The organism is Streptomyces sp. NPDC029296 (assembly GCF_055569255.1).
Genome location: NZ_JBVHXT010000083.1, coordinates 1 through 18,642 on the forward strand (window position 1 = coordinate 1; position 18,642 = coordinate 18,642).

The 18,642-nt window shown below is 72.6% G+C and carries 18 protein-coding genes and 1 pseudogene; 7 read left to right on the plus strand and 12 right to left on the minus strand.

The features are described from left to right. Positions 1–86 precede the first annotated feature (86 nt). Positions 87–1,427 (minus strand): esterase-like activity of phytase family protein, encoded by a 1,341-nt coding sequence (locus tag ACZ4W9_RS39555; RefSeq protein ID WP_467944082.1) that lies wholly within the window; start codon positions 1,425–1,427, stop codon positions 87–89. Between the two features lie 307 nt (positions 1,428–1,734). On the opposite strand from ACZ4W9_RS39555, the gene ACZ4W9_RS39560 reads away from it, so the two are divergent. After that, a complete protein-coding gene (locus ACZ4W9_RS39560; RefSeq protein WP_467944083.1) occupies positions 1,735–1,917 on the plus strand; it encodes a hypothetical protein in 183 nt (60 codons plus the stop codon). Between the two features lie 116 nt (positions 1,918–2,033). On the opposite strand, the gene ACZ4W9_RS39565 is transcribed toward ACZ4W9_RS39560, so the two are convergent. Then, positions 2,034–2,876, minus strand: a complete 843-nt coding sequence (locus ACZ4W9_RS39565; RefSeq protein WP_467944084.1) for a hypothetical protein — start codon at positions 2,874–2,876, stop codon at positions 2,034–2,036. A gap of 143 nt (positions 2,877–3,019) precedes the next feature. Next, positions 3,020–3,316 carry a hypothetical protein gene (locus ACZ4W9_RS39570; RefSeq protein ID WP_467944085.1) on the minus strand — a complete coding sequence of 99 codons (297 nt, stop codon included), beginning with the start codon at positions 3,314–3,316 and terminating at the stop codon, positions 3,020–3,022. 96 nt (positions 3,317–3,412) lie between these two features. Between ACZ4W9_RS39570 and ACZ4W9_RS39575 the strand changes: the two genes are divergently transcribed. Next, positions 3,413–4,318, plus strand: a complete 906-nt coding sequence (locus tag ACZ4W9_RS39575; protein WP_467944086.1) for an oxygenase MpaB family protein — start codon at positions 3,413–3,415, stop codon at positions 4,316–4,318. On the opposite strand, the gene ACZ4W9_RS39580 is transcribed toward ACZ4W9_RS39575, so the two are convergent. Next, positions 4,295–4,828, minus strand: coding sequence for a PadR family transcriptional regulator (locus ACZ4W9_RS39580; RefSeq protein WP_467944087.1), 534 nt, complete (start codon positions 4,826–4,828; stop codon positions 4,295–4,297). The two genes, ACZ4W9_RS39575 and ACZ4W9_RS39580, sit on opposite strands and share 24 nt — an antisense overlap. Before the next feature lie 104 nt (positions 4,829–4,932). Between ACZ4W9_RS39580 and ACZ4W9_RS39585 the strand changes: the two genes are divergently transcribed. After that, positions 4,933–5,688: an alpha/beta fold hydrolase gene (locus ACZ4W9_RS39585; RefSeq protein WP_467944088.1), complete on the plus strand. Its 756-nt coding sequence runs from the start codon at positions 4,933–4,935 to the stop codon at positions 5,686–5,688. A gap of 16 nt (positions 5,689–5,704) precedes the next feature. On the opposite strand, the gene ACZ4W9_RS39590 is transcribed toward ACZ4W9_RS39585, so the two are convergent. Together ACZ4W9_RS39590 and ACZ4W9_RS39595 are read right to left on the minus strand one after the other, a co-directional pair. Beyond that, the gene (locus tag ACZ4W9_RS39590; RefSeq protein ID WP_467944089.1) at positions 5,705–6,304 is read right to left on the minus strand and encodes a class I SAM-dependent methyltransferase; all 600 of its coding nucleotides are present in this window, start codon (positions 6,302–6,304) and stop codon (positions 5,705–5,707) included. Between the two features lie 79 nt (positions 6,305–6,383). Next, positions 6,384–6,812, minus strand: coding sequence for a PPOX class F420-dependent oxidoreductase (locus ACZ4W9_RS39595; RefSeq protein ID WP_467944090.1), 429 nt, complete (start codon positions 6,810–6,812; stop codon positions 6,384–6,386). 91 nt (positions 6,813–6,903) lie between these two features. Here ACZ4W9_RS39595 and ACZ4W9_RS39600 point away from each other — a divergent pair, with 91 nt between their 5' ends. Continuing rightward, positions 6,904–7,317: a roadblock/LC7 domain-containing protein gene (locus tag ACZ4W9_RS39600; RefSeq protein ID WP_467944091.1), complete on the plus strand. Its 414-nt coding sequence runs from the start codon at positions 6,904–6,906 to the stop codon at positions 7,315–7,317. A gap of 126 nt (positions 7,318–7,443) precedes the next feature. Next, complete coding sequence (locus ACZ4W9_RS39605; protein WP_467944092.1) at positions 7,444–8,646, plus strand: DUF6397 family protein; 1,203 nt, start codon at positions 7,444–7,446, stop codon at positions 8,644–8,646. A gap of 28 nt (positions 8,647–8,674) precedes the next feature. Here ACZ4W9_RS39605 and ACZ4W9_RS39610 read toward each other — a convergent pair whose 3' ends face one another. Continuing rightward, entirely contained in the window at positions 8,675–9,541 is an 867-nt protein-coding gene (locus tag ACZ4W9_RS39610; protein ID WP_467944093.1) for an acyl-CoA thioesterase, read from the minus strand. 40 nt (positions 9,542–9,581) lie between these two features. Continuing rightward, on the minus strand, positions 9,582–12,095 hold the full coding sequence (locus tag ACZ4W9_RS39615; RefSeq protein WP_467944094.1) for a DEAD/DEAH box helicase: 2,514 nt from the start codon (positions 12,093–12,095) through the stop codon (positions 9,582–9,584). Positions 12,096–12,240: 145 nt separating this feature from the next. Between ACZ4W9_RS39615 and ACZ4W9_RS39620 the strand changes: the two genes are divergently transcribed. Further along, a complete protein-coding gene (locus tag ACZ4W9_RS39620) occupies positions 12,241–13,035 on the plus strand; it encodes a metal-dependent hydrolase (protein ID WP_467944095.1) in 795 nt (264 codons plus the stop codon). Positions 13,036–13,106: 71 nt separating this feature from the next. Here the strand turns inward: ACZ4W9_RS39620 and ACZ4W9_RS39625 are convergent, their stop codons facing one another. The 4 genes from ACZ4W9_RS39625 to ACZ4W9_RS39640 form a co-directional block, all read right to left on the minus strand. Beyond that, a complete protein-coding gene (locus ACZ4W9_RS39625; protein WP_467944096.1) occupies positions 13,107–13,370 on the minus strand; it encodes a type B 50S ribosomal protein L31 in 264 nt (87 codons plus the stop codon). 51 nt (positions 13,371–13,421) lie between these two features. After that, entirely contained in the window at positions 13,422–13,892 is a 471-nt protein-coding gene (locus ACZ4W9_RS39630) for a DUF5709 domain-containing protein (protein WP_467944097.1), read from the minus strand. Positions 13,893–14,767: 875 nt separating this feature from the next. Beyond that, on the minus strand, positions 14,768–16,549 hold the full coding sequence (locus tag ACZ4W9_RS39635) for an ABC transporter ATP-binding protein (protein ID WP_467944098.1): 1,782 nt from the start codon (positions 16,547–16,549) through the stop codon (positions 14,768–14,770). Then, on the minus strand, positions 16,546–18,348 hold the full coding sequence (locus ACZ4W9_RS39640; protein ID WP_467944099.1) for an ABC transporter transmembrane domain-containing protein: 1,803 nt from the start codon (positions 18,346–18,348) through the stop codon (positions 16,546–16,548). The genes ACZ4W9_RS39635 and ACZ4W9_RS39640 overlap by 4 nt, the downstream gene beginning before the upstream one ends. A gap of 152 nt (positions 18,349–18,500) precedes the next feature. Here ACZ4W9_RS39640 and ACZ4W9_RS39645 point away from each other — a divergent pair. Continuing rightward, positions 18,501–18,642: pseudogene (locus ACZ4W9_RS39645) on the plus strand (DUF6758 family protein); the annotation flags it as partial.

The window sequence follows — 18,642 nt, forward strand, 5'->3', positions numbered from 1 at the left end:
CCGTCCCCCCCCCCCCCCCCCTGCGCCCCCCCCCCCCCCCCCCCCCCCCCCCCCCCCCCCCCCCCCCCCCCCCCCCCCCCCCCCCGTCACAGCTTCCCGGGCAGACGCACGTACACCACCGTCGTCTCGACACCGCTGTCGACCAGGCGGCCCCGGGCGTCGAACGCGCCCTCGCCGTCGGTCATCCCGAAGTCGTTGTCGTTGACGAGCGCGAGCGTGTCGTGGTCCACGCGCGCGATGCCCTCGATCTTCCCGGGGACCCCCGCGACCGTCCCCAGGTCCACCACGAGCCGCTTGGACAGCACCGGCACGCCCGCGGACGCCGGATCGTCGAGCTGCTCCAGCGACGGGGACGTGGTGTCGTCGTCCCACGGGCCGCCCAGGATGCCGACCCCGCTCCCGAGCCCGACCAGGTACAGCCGGGCCGCCTTGTCCGTACGCTCTTCGACGAGCAGCCGGTCGCGGCCGACCGCCACCACCGACGAGATCTTCAGCTCCGAGGTGTCGTCCTCGCCCGGGTCGACCACGCCGACCGCGTCGAAGCGGTAGGCGTACTCGGCCGTGACGGCCTTCCGGCGGGGCGAGAACCGCAGCAGACGGGTGGTGCGCGAGGCGTCGCCGGCATCCGCGTCCGGGAGCGAGAGCGGGCTCTGCAGGGCCAGCACCAGGTCACCGCCGGGAAGCTGCGCCAGCCCCTCGAACCCCCGGTTGGACTTGCGGTGCAGCAGGACCGACGGCAGCGCCTCCACCACCGGGTAGTCCGTCCCGGTCAGCGCGAGGCCCTTGGGCACATAGCGGGTGAGCACCTTCCCGCGCGCGGAGACGTGCACCAGGGACGGCCCGTACTCGTCCACGAGCCAGAAACTGCCGTCCCCCGCCCGGACGATGCCCTCGGTGTCCAGGCCGTTCGGGTCGTAGGGGAGCGGCGTCCTCGCGTCGTAGGTGTACGGCGCCTCGTCCCGGCCCCGCTGGTCGGGCAGTCCGGTGACGGCCTTCCCCGAGGAGGTGGTGATCGGGATCGCGTCGACGACCCCGACGGTGTCCCCGGAAACCCGGATCCTCACGATCGCCGGGTCGAAGCCCGGTACCGGGAAGGTACGGCGCTTCTTGCCGTCCACCTTGATCTGACCGTTGGGCCCGCGGTCGGTCACGGTCCAGTACTCGCCCTTGCGGGCCGCCGGATAGAGGTCGCTGCCGATGCCGCCGAGCTTCACCCCGCGGTCGTCGGCCACGCTTCCTGGCAGCAGCGCGTTGCTGAACGCGCCGAGCGGGATCTCGCCGAGTGTCGCCGTGCGGACGACACGGGCCTCCTTGGCCGGCGCCGCCGTCACCGTCCCCGCGGCCACGAGGACGGCGGCCAGGGCCAGCGGCAGGCCGGTGGCTATGGAACGGTGGACGCGGCGCCGGCCTGCGGCAGTCGGGGACATCGGGCCTCCTGGAAACAAGATCGTTGACTGCGGCCACGATTGGGCTCCCGAGGGAACCCCGTGCGACCGGGAGATGAACGACCGGCGTCCGCGGCTCGTCGGGACGAGTCGGCGTGCTCCCTGCACGCGCTGCCTGCCTGTCGGAGTGCTGCCGCTCGGCCGAGGGAGCGGCCCTCTCCGACGCCCAAGGGAGGGCCACTAGGGGTGTCTCTCGGGGATCTGTCAGGGGTGGGGGCCGGAACCGCAGGTATCGCGAGGTCGTTTCCCAGAGCAGAGAGCGGCGGTGGCCGCGAAGGAGGCGACGCTCATGTCGAAGAACGCGAAGATCGCAGTAGGAGGCGTGGCGGTCGGGCTGATCCTGCTGATATGGCTGCCCTGGTGGGCGGCGTTCCTGATCGTGATCGGCGTGCCGGTGATCGCGTACCTCGCCCTGGACCCCTCGCAGCGGCGCAGACTCCGCCGGATCGCCCGCAAGGAACTCGGCCGCTGAGGCCCCGCGTGCCGCCAGGCGGAGGCCGGGTGAAGGCGTCCGGGCCGGCCAGGGGACGCGCTGTCGTACGGGGGCGCGGCCCAGGGGAACCAGGAGGGGCCGTACCCGTTCGAGCTTTACAGCGGACGTACGGCGATCTTGTCGAGCGCCTCCAGCAGGCCCGGCAGCTCGGGGCCCCGGCCCACCGGCAGGACCTCGCCGGGCTGGTCGTCGAGCAGGACGAACGCGATGTCGTCGGTGCGGGCCACGAGCGACCAGCCGGGGCCGTCGGCGCGCAGCGTACGGGCGTCGCCCGGGGCGAAGGACGAGCGCACCCTGCCCAGCGGCGGTGGTGAGTCGACGTAGGCCCGCGCCTCCGCGAGCGCCCGGCGGACACCCGGGTGGCCACCGGTCCCGGTGCTCTCCTCGTCCTGCCGCGCGGACTGTGCGGGCTTCGCCCGCTCGCCGGGCGCGGGCAGGTCGGCGTCGTCGATCTGCCCCCGCCAGACGGCCCACTGCAGCGCGATCTCGTCGGCGCCCAGACGGCGCTGGGCCGGCCCCCAGACGCCGGTGTCCGGCGGGCTCAGCGCCGGCCGGTCCGCCGCCCCGGCCGGGGGATCGTGCGGAGCGGGCACACCGGGCGCGGCGACGGCGACGGCCAGGGGCCATCCCGGCAGGGCGGTCACGACCGCGCGTTCGTCCGGGGACAGCTCGTATTCCATGCCGCAGTCCCAGGACGCGATCGCCACGGCGACCAGCGACACGTCGTCGATGACGACCGTCCAGCGAGCGCCGTCCCCGTCCTGTCCCAGCACCAGGCCGTACCCGTCGGCGAGCGGAGGCAGACCCAGCGTCGCGCACGCCTCCGGGTAGTCGTCGCCGAGCACGCTCGGGAACTGCGCCGGCGTCAGCAGTACCGCGGTCAGCACGTACAACGCGTCGTCCGCGGCGACGACGGCCATCTCGTCCGTCCCGGCCATCCCAGCCTCCCCAGTGGTTCGTCCGTCGGCGCGCACCCTAGTGCGAGCGGAAGCCGGTTGTCACGGCTCAGGACACCGCACGGAGCTGCAGGTTTCCCCCTGGACACGGGCGAAACGACCACGTGCGCACAAGGAGGTCGGGGTCAGTTCGTGGGCAAACCGAGGAGATCGCGGGCCACCGCGCCAGGCGACTCGTCACGCTCCCGGGCCAGCGCGACGACCGCCCGGCAGGCCAGTTCGCTCACCCCGAAGGAGAGCGCCTCCGGCGACACCCAGGCCGCCGCCTCCTCGGCCCGGTCCTCGTCGTCCTCCACCCGAGCGGCCACATAGACGGCCGCCGCCTCGAACAGATTGTGCGCACGCTTCTGCGGGACGCCCGCCGGCCGCGGCCGCGCGGGCGCGCGGAACCTGCCGGTGTACCTGCGGATCGCGTCGAACACGTGGACCACCCTCTCCCCGAACGAGTCAGACCTGATCGCCCATCTGGTGGTTCACAACGTAGAGTTGGACTTCCGGCGGCAGAAGGGGGCGACGCGGTGAAGCGGTTCGAACAGCTGGGGCGGATCCGCCGGCTGGACCCGGTGGCGGACGCGCTGGAGATCCACCGGATCAGTGTCACCCTGGAGTTCCCCTGGGACTACACGCGGGCCCTGGAACTGGCCCTGTACCGCACCTACGCGGTACCGAGCATCGGCCGCCTGCTCGCACGGACGGCGGAGCTGACCGAGCGCACACAGAAGCGCTACGACGACACGGCGCTCCTCCTCGACACCGTCATGGAGCACGGTTTCGCCGCGGAGCAGGGGCGTACGGCGATCCGCCGCATCAACCAGATGCACCGCAGCTACGACATCAGCGACGACGACATGCGGTACGTGCTGAGCACGTTCGTGGTGGTGCCCAGGCGCTGGATCGACACCTACGGCTGGCGGCGGCTGTCCCGGCACGAGGTCATCGCCGGCACCGAGTACTACCGCACCCTCGGCCGGCACATGGGCATCCCGGACATCCCCCGGACCTACGAGGAGTTCGAAGCCCTTCTCGACTCCTATGAAGAGGCCCACTTCGGCTGGGACGAGGAGGCCCGGCGCGTCTCCGACGCCACGCTCGGCCTGATGGCCTCCTGGTATCCCCGTCCGCTGGCCCCGCTGTTGCGCACGGCGACACTCGCCCTGCTCGACGAACCGCTGCTGCGCGCCTTCCGTTATCGCCGACCGGGCCCGATGGCCACCGCGCTGGTGCACCGGGCCGTATGGACGCGCGGCCGGCTGGTCCGGCTGCTGCCGCCGCGCCGCAAGCCGCACTTCGCCCGTCAGAACCGGGAGATCAAGGGCTACCCCGACGGCTACCGCGTGGCCGACCTGGGCACCCGCCCGGTCCCCGGGCTGCGCGGCTGCCCGGTGCGGCACCGGGACGCCTCAGCGGCCGGCCCCGTCGAGTGATGCCAGGGTGTCGCGCAGCCAGGCCAGTTCCGCCCGGCTCGTAGCCCGCGCGATGGTGAGGACACCCCGGCGGAAGGGGTCGCCCAGCTCTTCGGCGCTCAGCGGCCGGTCGCCGTCGTAGAAGAAGCTCGCCGGTTCCTCCAGGAAGGCCAGCCGGCGGCGCAGCACGGCCGCCTGCGCGACGGGGTCCGCCAGGTGCCGCAGGAACGCGAGCAGTGTGAACCAGTGGTTCTCGTCGGTGATCTCCCGCTGTGCGGGCTCGGCGAGCCGGCGCTTCAGCTCGTGCCCGCCCTCCTCGGTCAGCCTCAGCACATGGCGCGGCGCGGCGACGGCACCGGGCTCGGTGGACCGCACCAACAGGCCCCCTTTTTCCAGCCGCTTGACGGCCGGGTACAAGGTGCTCTCGGCGACCGGGCGTACATGCCCGGTGAGCGCGGCGATCTGACGGCGCAGCACGTACCCGTGCAGGGGCGCGTCGTACAGAAATCCCAGGATGGCGAGTTCGAGCATGACCGCATTCTCCCCAGTGGTACATCGTCGCGCCAATACCGCCTTGACGGTATACATCGGTGTCGAGGTATTGTGTGGAGTCGTCGAAACACTGGGAGGGGCACATGCGGCAGGCCGCGTTCGACAGCAGGGGAAGCCATGTCCGGTGGACCGAGGTGCCCGGAGCGGAGCCCGGCCGGGTGTACCTGCACGGACTCGGATCGATGTCCGCCGTCTACCACGCCCACGTCGCGGCCCGGCCCGAACTTGCGGGCAGGCGCAGCCTGTTCGTCGACCTTCCGGGCCACGGCACGAGCGACCGGCCCCAGGACTTCGGATACACCCTGGACGGCCATGCCCACGCGGTCGCGGCCGCACTGGACGCGGCCGGGATCACGGGCGCCGAACTGATCGCGCACAGCATGGGCGGCTCCGTGGCCGTCGTCCTCGCCCACCGGCGGCCCGACCTCGTCTCCCGGCTGGTGCTGACCGAGGCCAATCTGGACGCCTTTCCACCGTCGAGCGCCGCCAGCAGCGCGATCGCCGCCTACGCGGAGGAGGAGTTCGTCGAGAAGGGGCACGCGCGCTTGCTCGACGCCGTCGGCCCGCTGTGGGCGGCCACCATGCGGCTGACCGACCCACGCGCCCTGCACCGCAGCGCCGTCGGCCTGTGCCAGGGCTCCAGCCCCGTGATGCGTACGCTCCTTGAGGGGCTGCCCGTCGACCGCGTCTTCCTCCAGGGCGAGCACAGCGGTGAAATCACGGGGCGGCGGAGTCTGGAAGCCGCCGGGGTGCGCGTGGTGACGGTGCCCGGCGCCGGGCACAACGTCATGTTCGACAACCCCGGCGCCTTCGCGGCGGCCATCGCCGGAACGTCCTGATCCCGGCGAGGGGCGGTCAGTCCTCGCGCACCGCGAGCGCGAGGAAACGGGCATCCTCGTCCACATAGGACGTCATGCGCCAGCCCGCAGCTGTCAGCAGTGGACGGAGGTTGGCCTCGGCCCGCAGGTCGTCGGGCGTGATCCGGCGCCCCTGCCGCGCCGCCAGGGCCGCACGGCCGATCGGATGGAAGAGCGCGAGCGTACCGCCCCGCCGTACGCCACGGGCCAGTTCCCGCAGGTTGTCCACCGGATGCGGCAGGTGGGCGATCAGGCCGGCCGCGAACACGGCGTCCAGGCAGCCCGACCGCAGCGGCAGCGCGGCGATGTCCGCGAGCAGCAGCCGCCCGTCGCGGTGGCGCCCGGCCCGCACGGCGGCCTGGAGCATCGCCGGGGTCAGATCGGCCCCCAGCACCACCCCCGAGGGGCCCACGGCGGCCCGCAGGGGCGGCAGGGCCCGTCCCGTGCCGCACCCCGCGTCCAGGACGCGGTCCCCCTCGCGCAATCCGAGGCCGGCGACAGCGGCGGCATAGGCAGGGCCGTCATCCGGGAACCGGTCGTCCCAGTCGGCGGCCCGGGCGGTGAAGAACTCCTGGACGTGAGTGTGGTCGTCGCTCATGCTCCGCATGATTCCGCACCGCCACCCGGCCGACATCGGCGCCGTCACAGCCGTGATGGCAACCGCACGCTCCCGCGGCTCAGGCCGCGAGGTCCCGTACCGCCACCACGTTGTCGACGGTGACGCGTACGAGGAGTTCGCCCGGCACGCCGTTGCGGGCGCCGTACTCCTCGGCCTGGTCCTCGCCCATGTACCGGGCGGCGATCCGGGTGGCCCACTGACGGAGTTCGGCCAGATCGTCCGACAGCTCGGCCTGGCCGTTCAGCACCACGAAATGGAACGGCGGACGGTCGTCGTCCACGCACAGGGCGACCCGGCCGTCACGGGCCAGATTGCGCCCCTTCACGGTGTCCTTGCCGGTGGTGAGCACCAGCTCGTCCCCGTCCAGGACGAACCAGACGGGGGTCACATGGGGGCTCCCATCGGCGCGAACGGTCGACAGCTTGGCGGTGCGGGTGCCGTCGGAGACGAACGCCCGCCATTCCTCATCGGTCATCTTCTCTGCCATGCGTCCATCCTGCTTGCCCGCACGCCGGTCGTGGGGAAGGCTGGCGGAGAGTTCCTCCAGCCAGGGGGAGACATCACACGGGGAGAGGGACATGGCGCAGAACCAGGGCCTCGGCTGGCTCCTGGACGATCTGACCGAGCGGGTGGACCATGTCCGCCACGCGCTGGTCCTGTCGAACGACGGGCTGGTCACCGCGGCGAGCACGGGCCTACGCCGCGAGGACGCCGAGCATCTGGCCGCCGTGGCGTCCGGACTGCACAGCCTGGCCAAGGGCTCGGGACGTTACTTCGGCGCGGGCAGGGTGCGCCAGACGATGATCGAGTACGACGATGCCGTGCTGTTCGTGACCGCGGCCGGCACCGGCAGCTGCCTGTGTCTGCTCAGCGGCGCGGACGCGGACATCGGCCAGATCGCCTACGAGATGACCCTGCTCGTGAACCGGGTCGGCGAACACCTCGGCATCGATGCCAGGCAACCCGAGCGAACTCGCAAGGCGGGCGCCTGACCTGCGGGTCTTCTCGCCCCCGTGGAGTTATCCACAGGCTCGCCACGATACGCGGCGAACCGGCTACGGTGTGTGCACGGCGAACGCACCGGGCGTGAGCCACGGACTCCACGGGGGAGTACGACCATGTCGGCCAGCCTTTTCGACCCCACCCGCACCAGCACCTGCGCACCGGGCCACGCCGCTCGCGAACTGGGACTCAAGCGCGGTGAGTTCGACCGCGCAGTGCAGCTCGGCTGCATCCTGACCGTGCCCGACGAGGGCGGGGGAGGCGGCCGGCGGGTGGAACGCGCGGAGATCGAGCGTCTTCGCGCCCAGGACGGCTTCCCGGAGTCCCTCCTGAACCGGGTGCGGGTGGTCGGGACGGCGGAGGGGGCCGCCCTCATGGACATCCCGGCCGGCAGATTCACCCGGCTGGCCCGTCTGGGCCTGCTCGTGCCCGTCGCGTTCTACCTCAACCGCTACCGAGCCGTGGTCTGGCTCTACCTGGCGGAAGAGCTCCAGCGGTTCGCGACCGGCCCGGAGAACCGGCGCCTGCTCAAGGGGCGCACGCCCGAGACGCTGCGCGGCCAGCTGGCGACGGGAGTGGACCTGCGGGCGCGCAACTGGCGCGGACGCCAGCTGGGATCCCTGCTCCGGCAGGCCGACGGCCCCTGGGCCCGGGCCGGCGCGGTGGCCGCGTTCCTCGCGCCGGTCGAGGTCGCCGACATCGTCAAGGACCCGTACGAGCGAGCGCACCTGAACGCGTCCCGGCCCCTGCCGCCCGGGCACGGTCTGCCAGGAACGCCCTCCGCGCACACCGCCGAGCAGATCACGACGGCCCAGGACGCGGACGAGATCGACTGGCTGCGCAGCGAGCTGGCCCGCGCGGTCGAGGAGGCCCGCGGCGCCGCACCCGCTCCGGGCCCGGCCGCCCGCCGTATCCCGCCCTCGATCCGCACGGCACCACGGCCCATCCCGCCGATGGCCCGCACCGTGACCGGACCCGAGCAAGCGACGGCGAAACCCGCGGAGCGGGCGACGTCGGCCTCGGAACCCGACGCGGCCGCCCCGGACCTGCCGTCACGGCTCGCGGAGCCGGCCGCATGGCATGCCGAGCCGTCGTCCAGGCTTCCGGAGTCTGCCGAGCCACGAGCCGGGCTGCCGGTGCGGCCCACCGGGTCGCGTGGGCCGGGTACCGGGCCACTGGTGCGACCGCCGGCGCCAACGGCCCGCGGGGGCCACGGACCGACGGTTCCGGCACGGCCCGCCGCACAGCGGTCGCCCCGCGGCCTGCGGGCCTGGCTCCAGCGGAGAAACCCGCGGCGCACCGGACCCGCGCGGGTCTGACACCCGGAGGCGGCCCCCCGGTGCCGGGCTACAGCGCCCGGAACAGACCCTCCTGGACGACCGACACGAGCAGCCGTCCCTCCAGGTCGTAGATGCGCCCGCGGGCCAGCCCGCGTCCGCCTATGGCGATCGGGGACTCCTGGTCGTAAAGGAACCACTCGTCCGCGCGGAAGGGCCGGTGGAACCACATGGCGTGATCCAGCGAGGCCAGGTCGAAGTTGCGCGGCCCCCACAGCGGCTCCACCGGGATGCGGACCGCGTCCAGGAGGGTCATGTCACTGGCGTAGGTCAGCGCGCAGGTGTGCACCAGGGGATCGTCGCCCAGCGGTCCCACCGCGCGCATCCACACGGCGCTGCGCGGCTCGGCCCCCTGGACCTCCTCCGCGTGCCAGCGCAGCCGGTCGACATAGCGGATGTCGAAGGGCTGGCGGCGTGCCATCCGCTCCAACTGCTCCGGCAGCGTGCCCAGATGCTTGCGGATCTCCTCCGAGACCGTCGGCAGCGTCTCCGGGTGCGGCACCTCGCGGGCCGGCGGCAGCTGGTGCTCGAAAGGACCTTCCTCAGGCTTGTGAAAGGAGGCGGTGAGATTGAAGATCGTGCGGCCCTGCTGTACGGCCGTGACCCGGCGCGTCGTGAAGGAACGCCCGTCGCGGACCCGCTCCACCTGGTACACGATCGGCACGCCCGGCCGTCCCGGGCGCAGGAAGTACGCGTGCAGCGAGTGCACCGGGCGGTCGCCTTCCGTGGTGCGGCCCGCGGCGACCAGCGCCTGGCCTGCCACCTGGCCGCCGAAGACCCGCTGGAGGGACTCCTGCGGGCTGCGGCCACGGAAGATGTTGACCTCTATCTGCTCCAGGTCGAGCAGGTCGACCAGACTCTCGGCCGGATTCGTCATCGATGGGTTTCTCCTTGGCTCGCCCCTGGCCGTGAACGGCTCACAGCTGGCCGACGTCGGTGACACGGACGATCGCACGGCCCTCGGCGTCGGAGGCCGCGAGGTCGACCTCCGCGCTGATGCCCCAGTCGTGGTCGCCGCTCGGGTCGTCGAAGATCTGGCGGACGCGCCAGAGGCCGTTCTCCGGCTCCTCCTTGATGACGAGGAGCTTGGGGCCGCGGGCGTCGGGCCCGGTGCCGAGATCGTCGTACTCGTCCCAGTACTTGTCCATCGCCGCGCCCCAGGCATCGGCGTCCCAGCCGGACTCGGCGTCCAGCTCGCCCAGTTCCTCGACCTGGTCCAAGGCGGCCAGCTCCACACGGCGGAACATGGCGTTGCGGACGAGGACGCGGAAGGCGCGGGCGTTGGTCGTGACCGGCTTGACCTCGTCGGCCCTCTCCTGGGCCTCCTCGGCGGTCATCTCCTCCGGGTTGGCGAGCTGCTCCCACTCGTCCAGCAGGCTGGAGTCCACCTGGCGCACCATCTCGCCCAGCCACTCGATCAGATCCTGCAGGTCCTCGGACTTCAGGTCGTCCGGGATGGTGTGGTCCAGCGTCTTGTAGGCGCTCGCCAGATAGCGCAGCACGATGCCCTCGGTGCGGGCCAGTTCGTAGAGGGAAACCAGCTCCGTGAAGGACAACGCCCGCTCGTACATGTCCCGGACCACCGACTTCGGCGACAGCGGGTGGTCGCCGACCCAGGGGTGGCTCTTGCGGTAGGTGTCGTAGGCGTGGAAGAGCAGTTCTTCCAGCGGCTTCGGGTACGTGATGTCCTGGAGGCGCTCCATGCGCTCCTCGTACTCGACGCCGTCCGCCTTCATCGCGGCCACCGCCTCGCCGCGCGCCTTGTTCTGCTGGGCGACGAGGATCTGCCGCGGATCGTCCAGGGTGGACTCGACCACGGAGACCATGTCCAGGGCGTAGGACGGCGACTCGGGGTCCAGGAGTTCGAACGCGGCCAGCGCGAACGTGGACAGTGGCTGGTTCAGCGCGAAGTCCTGCTGGAGGTCGACCGTGAGCCGGACGATGCGGCCCTCGGCGTCGGGCTTGTCGAGCTTCTCCACGATCCCGCCGTCGAGCAGCGAGCGGTAGATCGCGATGGCCCGGCGAATGTGCCGCAGCTGCTGCTTGCGCGGCTCGTGGTTGTCCTCCAGGAGGTGGCGCATCGCCTCGAACGCGTTGCCCGGCCGGGCGATCACCGACAGCAGCATCGTGTGCGTCACCCGGAAGCGCGAGGACAGCGGCTCCGGTTCCGACTCGATCAGCTTCTGGAACGTGTTCTCCGTCCAGCCGACAAAGCCCTCGGGCGCCTTCTTGCGCACCACCTTGCGCCGCTTCTTCGGGTCGTCGCCCGCCTTGGCCAGGGCCTTCTCGTTCTCGATGACGTGCTCCGGCGCCTGCGCGACCACGAGCCCCGCGGTGTCGAAACCGGCCCGCCCGGCCCGGCCCGCGATCTGGTGGAACTCACGCGCCCGCAGGGTGCGCACCCGACTGCCGTCGTACTTGGTCAGCGCCGTGAACAGCACCGTGCGGATGGGCACGTTGACGCCCACACCGAGCGTGTCGGTGCCGCAGATGACCTTCAGCAGTCCGGCCTGGGCCAGTTTCTCCACCAGACGGCGGTACTTGGGCAGCATGCCGGCGTGATGGACGCCGATGCCGTGCCGCACGTAACGGGAGAGGTTGCGGCCGAACTTGGTGGTGAAGCGGAAGTTGCCGATCAGCTCGGCGATCTGGTCCTTCTCCTCGCGCGAGCACATGTTGATGCTCATCAGGGCCTGCGCCCGCTCCACGGCCTGCGCCTGCGTGAAGTGGACGATGTACACCGGAGCCTGCTTGCTCTCCAGCAGGTCGGTGAGCGTCTCGGTGAGCGGGGTCAGCTTGTACTCGTAGGACAGGGGTACCGGGCGGGTCGCCGAGCGGACCACCGAAGTGGGGCGGCCGGTACGGCGCGCGAGATCCTTCTCGAAGAAGGACACATCGCCCAGAGTGGCCGACATCAGGATGAACTGCGCCTGGGGGAGTTCCAGCAGCGGGATCTGCCAGGCCCACCCGCGGTCGCCCTCGGCGTAGAAGTGGAACTCGTCCATGACGACCTGGCCGACATCCGCGTTCCTGCCGTCGCGCAGCGCGATCGACGCCAACACCTCGGCGGTGCAGCAGATGACGGGCGCGTCGGCGTTCACGGAGGCGTCACCGGTGAGCATGCCCACGTTCTCGGTGCCGAAGAGCTTGCACAGCTCGAAGAACTTCTCCGACACCAGGGCCTTGATCGGCGCCGTGTAGAAGGTGACCTCGTCCCGGGCCAGCGCGGCGAAGTGCGCGCCCGCGGCGATCATGCTCTTGCCGGAGCCGGTGGGCGTCGACACGATCACGTTCGCCCCGGAGACCACCTCGATCAGCGCCTCCTCCTGGTGGGGATAGAGGGTGAGACCGCGCTCCCGAGCCCAGGACTCGAAGGCTTCGTACAGGGCGTCGGGGTCGGCGGTCGGCGGCAGCTGATCGATGAGGGTCACGCCCCCATCTTGCCTGGCCCACCGCCCGAGCGGGGAATCGGCTGCGAGAACCAAGATCACGGAAGCTACGCTGTGTCACCGGCGAGGCGTCGGCGCACCGGGTCAACTGGACAGCGGCACACGAGGAATGGGGCGGGAAGCGGCCATGATGGGACCAGCACACTCACTGTCGGGGGCCGCGGCCTGGCTGGGCGTGGGAGCCGCCGCGGCGGCGGCCGGGCACCCGATGCCGTGGCCGGTCCTCCTCTGCGGCGCCCTGATCTGCGCCGGCGCCGCACTCGCCCCGGACCTCGACCACAAGGCGGCCACCATCTCGCGGGCCTTCGGGCCGATCTCCCGTGCGATCTGCGAGATCGTGGACAAACTGTCGTACGCCGTCTACAAGGCGACCAGGAAGCAGGGCGACCCGCGTCGCTCCGGGGGGCACCGCACGCTGACGCACACCTGGGTGTGGGCGGTCCTGATCGGCGCCGGATGCTCCGCCGTGGCGGTCATCGGGGACCGCTGGGGGGTGCTGGCGATCCTCTTCGTGCACATGGTGCTCGCGATCGAAGGGCTGCTGTGGCGGGCGGCGCGCGGATCCAGCAGCGACGTCCTGGTCTGGCTGCTGGCGGCGACCAGCGCGTGGATCCTGGCGGGAGTGCTGGACAAGCCGGGCCATGGTGCCGACTGGCTGTTCACCGCGCCCGGGCAGGAGTACGTGTGGCTGGGGCTGCCGATCGTGCTGGGCGCGCTGGTGCACGACATCGGGGACGCGCTGACCGTGTCCGGCTGCCCGATCCTGTGGCCCATTCCGGTGGGCCGCAAGCGCTGGTACCCGGTGGGCCCGCCGAAGGTGATGCGTTTCCGGGCGGGCAGCTGGGTCGAGCTGAAGGTGCTCATGCCGGTGTTCATGCTGCTCGGGGGAGTGGGCTGTGCGGCGGCCCTCAACGTGATCTGACCGAGCCGGCGGCACCGGCCGGCGACCGGACGGAGCCGGTAGCGGGTCGTGATCCGGCGGGGCGGTCCGGATCAGGTGGACTCGCCCGCGTCCGCCGTGCCGTAGCGGCGCTCGAAGCGGGCGATACGGCCCTCGGTGTCGACCGTACGGGCCTTGCCCGTGTGGAAGGGGTGGCTCTCCGAGGAGATCTCCACGTCGATCACCGGGTAGGTCCGGCCGTCGTCCCACTCGATGGTCTGCTCGCTCTGTGCGGTGGACCTGGTCAGGAAGGCGTATCCGGCGGCGCGGTCGCGGAAGACCACGGGGTGGTAGTCGGGGTGCTTGTCCTGCTGCATGGCGGCTCCTCGGGACGGGAGGTCGGGACGGAGGCGTCCGGACGGTCCGGCTCAGCCGGGGAGGGAGTCCTCGTCGACGATGTGCACCGCGGCCTCCTCGGCGGAGGCGGCGGCCCCGTCGATGCCGACGTCGGTGGCGACGAGCGCGGCCTCCTCGTCCTCGTGCACACCCTCGTCGGGCGCCACCAGCCGGCCGGACCGGAAGGTGCCGACCTCGTTGTCGAGGGGTTCCCCGTCGGTGCCCGCGCAGTCCCCGATGCCGTCGCTGTCGGGCGCGGACAGATCGGGCAGCTCCTCGGCAAGGCGCTGGTCGAGGGTCTCGCCCGCCCGGCGTTCGGCCGCCGTCACGCCGATGTGTTCGACCGCCCACGGTCGCTCGGGAGGGGACCAGCCGCGGTCGAGGGGGTCGTCGACGCCGTCGAAGTCCAGTGTGTCCTCGACGTCGAGCACCCCCGAATCCTCCCGGATCTCCGAGCGATCGGGCTGGTAGACGTCGTCCCCCCAGCCGTCGGCGCTGTCCACGACTACCTCCAGTGGGTGAGGACGGCCGGATGCCGCCCCAGCGGGCGGTGGACCGTCGGCACGCGCGGCACGGGCGTCGCACATCGCGAACCGGCTGGTCCCCGGGCGCGCCCCGAGCCGCTGCCGCTTTCCAGCCTTCCACCCCGGATCGGCACCGCGCAACGGCACGGGTCCGGGCACGAGCGCGCACCCGCGTGGCGGGACCGGACGCGGCAGTCCGGGCGCCGGAGCGCGGCAGGGAGAGGCTCCGCGGCCCCGCTTTCACCGGGTGCCGGTGCGGAGCGGGCGGAGGGCTCCGCGGCCCGGCTTTGACCGGGTACCGAGGTCAGTCAGGCGGAGGGCTTCGCGGGCCCGCTTTCACCGGGCGTCCTGGCGGGGCAGACGGAGGGCTTCGCGGCCTGGCCTTCACCGGACGTGGCGGGGCGGGTGGACGGTCTCGCGGCGGGGTTCTCCCGGGTACGGAGGCCGGGGCACCGTCCATGCTTGGGACGGGAGACACAGCGGCAGGGAGGCGTTCCGTGCCGCCGAGGCGGGGGACGGAGGTGGGCGCCCCACCTGTGACCGTGACCGGGCCGCCCACCTCCGGAGCCTCCGCCCCCGGCCTGGCGGGGCCTGCCCCTGCCGTCACCGTCTGCGCTCCGGTCACTGTCCTCAAGCGGTCGGCCCCCGTCGGCGCCACCGGCGTCCCCGTCACCGTCCCCGTCCTCAAGCGGTCGGCCGCTGCTGGCACCGTCGGCGACCCTGCCCCCAGCCTCACGGGGGCGGCACCCGTCGGGACCGACGCCGGCGGATCGCCCCCCGCGGCCTCCACCCGTGCCGCCGTCCCCCGGCGCACCGGCCCCGCAGGCCCGCGCACCCGTATTCCCGGCCGGCGCTCACCCGTGCCAGGAGCGCCAGAGTGCGGCGTAGGCGCCCTCCGCCGCGACCAGTTCCTCGTGGCTGCCCAGCTCGCTGATCCGGCCGTTCTCCACGACGGCGATCACGTCGGCGTCGTGGGCGGTGTGCAGTCGGTGGGCGATGGCCACCACGGTGCGGCCGTCGAGGACTCGTGCCAGGGAGCGTTCCAGATGGCGGGCCGCGCGCGGGTCGAGCAGCGAGGTCGCCTCGTCCAGGACCAGCGTGTGCGGGTCGGCCAGCACCAGCCGGGCCAGCGCGATCTGCTGGGCCTGCGCCGGGGTCAGGGCGAGGCCGCCGGAGCCGACCTCGGTGTCCAGTCCGTCGTCCAGGGCCCGCGCCCAGCCGTCCGCGTCGACCGCGCCGAGGGCCGCCCACAGCTCGGCGTCCGTGGCGTCGGTGCGGGCCAGCAGGAGGTTGTCGCGCAGGGAACCCACGAAGACGTGGTGCTCCTGGTTGACCAGGGCGACATGGGAGCGGACGCGTTCGGCGGACATCCGGGACAGCTCCGCGCCGCCCAGGGTGATCCGGCCGTTCCGGGGCGCGTAGATCCCGGCGAGCAGCCGGCCCAGGGTGGACTTGCCCGCGCCGGACGGGCCGACCAGGGCCAGCCGGGTGCCCGGCGCCACCCGCAGGGAGACCTCGCGCAGCACGTCGACGCCCTCGCGGTAGCCGAAGCGCACCCGGTCGGCGTCCACGACCCGTCCCTCGGGGGCCAGTGCCGCGTCCCCGGCGTCCGGCTCGATGTCCCGCACACCGACCAGGCGGCCCAGTGACACCTGGGCGACCTGCACCTCGTCGTACCAGCGCAGGATCAGGTTCACCGGGTCGACCAGCATCTGCGCGATGAGGGCGCCGGTGGTCAGCTGGCCCACTCCTATCCAGCCCCGCAGCACGAACACCCCGCCGGCCATCAGGACCGAGCCGAGCACGAGGAGGTGGACGGTGTTGACGACCGGGAAGAGCACGGAGCGGAGCCAGAGGGTGTACCTCTCCCACGCGACCCATTGCCCGATCCGCTCCTCCGACAGGGCCACGCGGCGGGCGCCGAGGCGGTGCGCCTCGATGGTGTGGCCCGCGTCCACGGTCTCGGCGAGCGCGGCGGCGACGGCGGCGTAACCGGCGGCCTCCGAGCGGTAGCCGGACGGTGCCCGCTTGAAGTACCAGCGGCAGCCGATCACCAGGACCGGCACGGCGAGCAGCACGGCGGCGGCCAGCGGCGGGGCCGTCACGACCAGCCCGCCGAGCAGCAGCAGGGCCCACACGACACCGATGGCCAGCTGCGGCACGGCCTCGCGCATGGCGTTGGCCAGCCGGTCGATGTCGGTGGTGATACGGGAGAGCAGGTCGCCGGTGCCCGCCCGTTCCAGCACGCCCGGCGGCAGCCCCACGGACCGGACGAGGAAGTCCTCGCGCAGGTCGGCCAGCATCCGCTCGCCGAGCATCGCGCCCCGCAGCCGTACCTGCCGGACGAACAGGGCCTGCACGGCGAGCGCGAGCACGAACAGCCCGGCCGTCAGTCCCAGGTGCAGCTCCCGGGCCCCGTCCGACACCCGCTCGACCAGGCCACCGAGCAGGTACGGACCCGCCATGGAGGCGACCACGGCCACCGTGTTGACGGTGATGAGCAGCAGGAAGGCCCGGCGGTGGCGGCGGAACAGCTCGGTGACGTAGGCGCGCACGGTCGCGGCGGCGCCGACGGGCAGGGTGGTGGCGGTCGTCGGGGCCGCCGGGTCGTAGGCCGGCGGTGCGACGCCGATCATGCGCTCTCCTCGATCTCTTCCAGCTCCTGGAGCACGTCCAGCAGCATGCCGTCACCCGCGGCCATTTCCTCGTCGGTCTCCCGGGTCACCACGGCCCGGTACCGGGGCTCGACGTCGATCAGCTCGCGGTGCGGGCCGACCGCCGCGACCCGGCCCTCGTGGACCAGGACGACCTGGTCCGCGTGGTCCAGCAGCAGCGGCGAGGAGGTGAACACCACGGTCGTCCGTCCCGACCGCAGGCGGCGCAGCCCGTCAGCGATCCGGGCCTCGGTGTGGGAGTCGACCGCGGAGGTCGGTTCGTCCAGCACCAGTACCTCCGGGTCCGCGATCAGCGACCTGGCGAGGGCCAGCCGCTGGCGCTGGCCGCCGGACAGGGACCGGCCGCGCTCGGTGATCCGGGCGTCCATCGGATCGGCGGCGTCCAGCGAACCCTGCGCCAGCGCGTCCAGGACGTCCTCGCACCGCGCCGCGGCGAGCGCGTCCGCGGCCCGCACGGCACCGGAGGCGGGCACGTCCAGCAGCTCGCGCAGCGTGCCGGACAGCAGCACCGGATCCTTGTCCTGGACGAGGACGGCGGTGCGGGCGCTGTCCAGGGGCAGTTCGTCCAGGGGCACCCCGCCGAGCAGCACCGACCGGTCCGGCTCCGCCGGGTGGCCGCCGAGCCGCTCGGCCAGCCTGCCCGCCGCGTCCGGGTCGCCGCACACCACGGCGGTGAACCGGCCGGCGGGAACGAGCAGACCGGTCACGGGATCGTGCAGGTCGCCGCCCGGCACCTCGGCAGCGCGGGTGCCGTCGGTGGCCGTGGACCGCTCCAGGGCCAGCACCCGCGCGGCGCGCTTGGCCGACGGGCGGGAGAAGGAGTACGCCATGGCGATCTCCTCGAAGTGCCGCAGCGGGTAGTTGAGGATCATGACCGCGCTGTAGACGGTGACGAGTTCGCCGACGCCGATCCGGCCCTCACGGGCCAGGTCGATGCCGCGCCAGACGACCGCGATCAGCAGCAGCCCGGGCAGCAGCACCTGGACCGCGGAGATCAGCGACCACATCCGGGCGCTGCGCACGGCGGCGTGCCGTACCTCCTGGGAGGCCCGGCGGTAGCGGTCCAGGAACAGTTCCTCGCCGCCGATGCCGCGCAGCACCCGCAGGCCCGCGACGGTGTCCGACGCCAGCTCGGTGGCCCGGCCCGCCTTCTCGCGCTGCACGTCGGCGCGGCGGGTCGCCCGGGGCAGCAGCGGCAGCACCGCGAGTGCCACGACGGGCAGGCCCACGGCGACGACCACACCGAGCGCGGGCTCGTACACGACCAGGGCGACACCGACGATCACCACCGTCACCGCGGCGGCGGTGAAGCGGGAGAGGGCCTCGACGAACCATCCGATTTTCTCCACGTCACCCGTGGACACGGACACCACTTCACCGGCGGCCACCCGCCGGGTCAGGGCGGACCCCAGGTGGGCGGCCTTGCGGGCCAGCAGTTGCTGGACGCGGGCGGCGGCGGTGATCCAGTTGGTGACGGCGGCGCGGTGCAGGAAGGTGTCGCCGACGGCGAGTCCCGTTCCGCACAGCACCAGCAGACCCCCCGTCAGGGCGAGCCGGGTGCCGGAGCGGTCGACGGCCGCCTGCACGGCGAGACCGACACAGAAGGGCAGGGCGGAGACGGAGACGAAATGGAGCAGGCCCCAGGCGAGCGACTTCAGCTGTCCGCCCAGCTGGTTGCGCCAGAGCCACCACAGGAATCGGGGACCCGAGCGTGCGTCGGGCACGCCCGGATCGGGATACGGAAGGTCTTGGATCTGCATGACGTCCCAGTGGCTCGTGTCAGGGCAGGGCAGCGAAACGCCGCGACGAGCGGCAACAAGCCGTGAAAGGTTGACGTCATGCAGTGGTGAATTTCAAACAGTTTTTCCCGACGGCCCGCGAAATCCGCCGCGTTCCGGCCAGGGCAGCGCCGTCCGGCGGCCGGGAGCCACGCCTCCCGGCCGCCGTGCCGTCATCGTCCGGCGGCCCCGGTGAGCTGATCCTGATCGCCGAGGAACTGGGTGTCGGCCTCGGGGCGCGCTACGCCGGCATCGACGGCCCGGACCCGGGGTCGT

Excerpts from the sequence above, each read along its gene's own strand:
- ACZ4W9_RS39555 (WP_467944082.1), bottom strand. The coding sequence starts at position 1,427 with ATGTCCCCGACTGCCGCAGGCCGGCGCCGCGTCCACCGTTCCATAGCC.
- ACZ4W9_RS39560 (WP_467944083.1), top strand. The coding sequence starts at position 1,735 with ATGTCGAAGAACGCGAAGATCGCAGTAGGAGGCGTGGCGGTCGGGCTG.
- ACZ4W9_RS39565 (WP_467944084.1), bottom strand. The coding sequence starts at position 2,876 with ATGGCCGGGACGGACGAGATGGCCGTCGTCGCCGCGGACGACGCGTTG.
- ACZ4W9_RS39580 (WP_467944087.1), bottom strand. The coding sequence starts at position 4,828 with ATGCTCGAACTCGCCATCCTGGGATTTCTGTACGACGCGCCCCTGCAC.
- ACZ4W9_RS39585 (WP_467944088.1), top strand. The coding sequence starts at position 4,933 with ATGCGGCAGGCCGCGTTCGACAGCAGGGGAAGCCATGTCCGGTGGACC.
- ACZ4W9_RS39590 (WP_467944089.1), bottom strand. The coding sequence starts at position 6,304 with ATGAGCGACGACCACACTCACGTCCAGGAGTTCTTCACCGCCCGGGCC.
- ACZ4W9_RS39595 (WP_467944090.1), bottom strand. The coding sequence starts at position 6,812 with ATGGCAGAGAAGATGACCGATGAGGAATGGCGGGCGTTCGTCTCCGAC.
- ACZ4W9_RS39600 (WP_467944091.1), top strand. The coding sequence starts at position 6,904 with ATGGCGCAGAACCAGGGCCTCGGCTGGCTCCTGGACGATCTGACCGAG.
- ACZ4W9_RS39605 (WP_467944092.1), top strand. The coding sequence starts at position 7,444 with ATGTCGGCCAGCCTTTTCGACCCCACCCGCACCAGCACCTGCGCACCG.
- ACZ4W9_RS39610 (WP_467944093.1), bottom strand. The coding sequence starts at position 9,541 with ATGACGAATCCGGCCGAGAGTCTGGTCGACCTGCTCGACCTGGAGCAG.
- ACZ4W9_RS39620 (WP_467944095.1), top strand. The coding sequence starts at position 12,241 with ATGATGGGACCAGCACACTCACTGTCGGGGGCCGCGGCCTGGCTGGGC.
- ACZ4W9_RS39625 (WP_467944096.1), bottom strand. The coding sequence starts at position 13,370 with ATGCAGCAGGACAAGCACCCCGACTACCACCCCGTGGTCTTCCGCGAC.
- ACZ4W9_RS39635 (WP_467944098.1), bottom strand. The coding sequence starts at position 16,549 with ATGATCGGCGTCGCACCGCCGGCCTACGACCCGGCGGCCCCGACGACC.
- ACZ4W9_RS39640 (WP_467944099.1), bottom strand. The coding sequence starts at position 18,348 with ATGCAGATCCAAGACCTTCCGTATCCCGATCCGGGCGTGCCCGACGCA.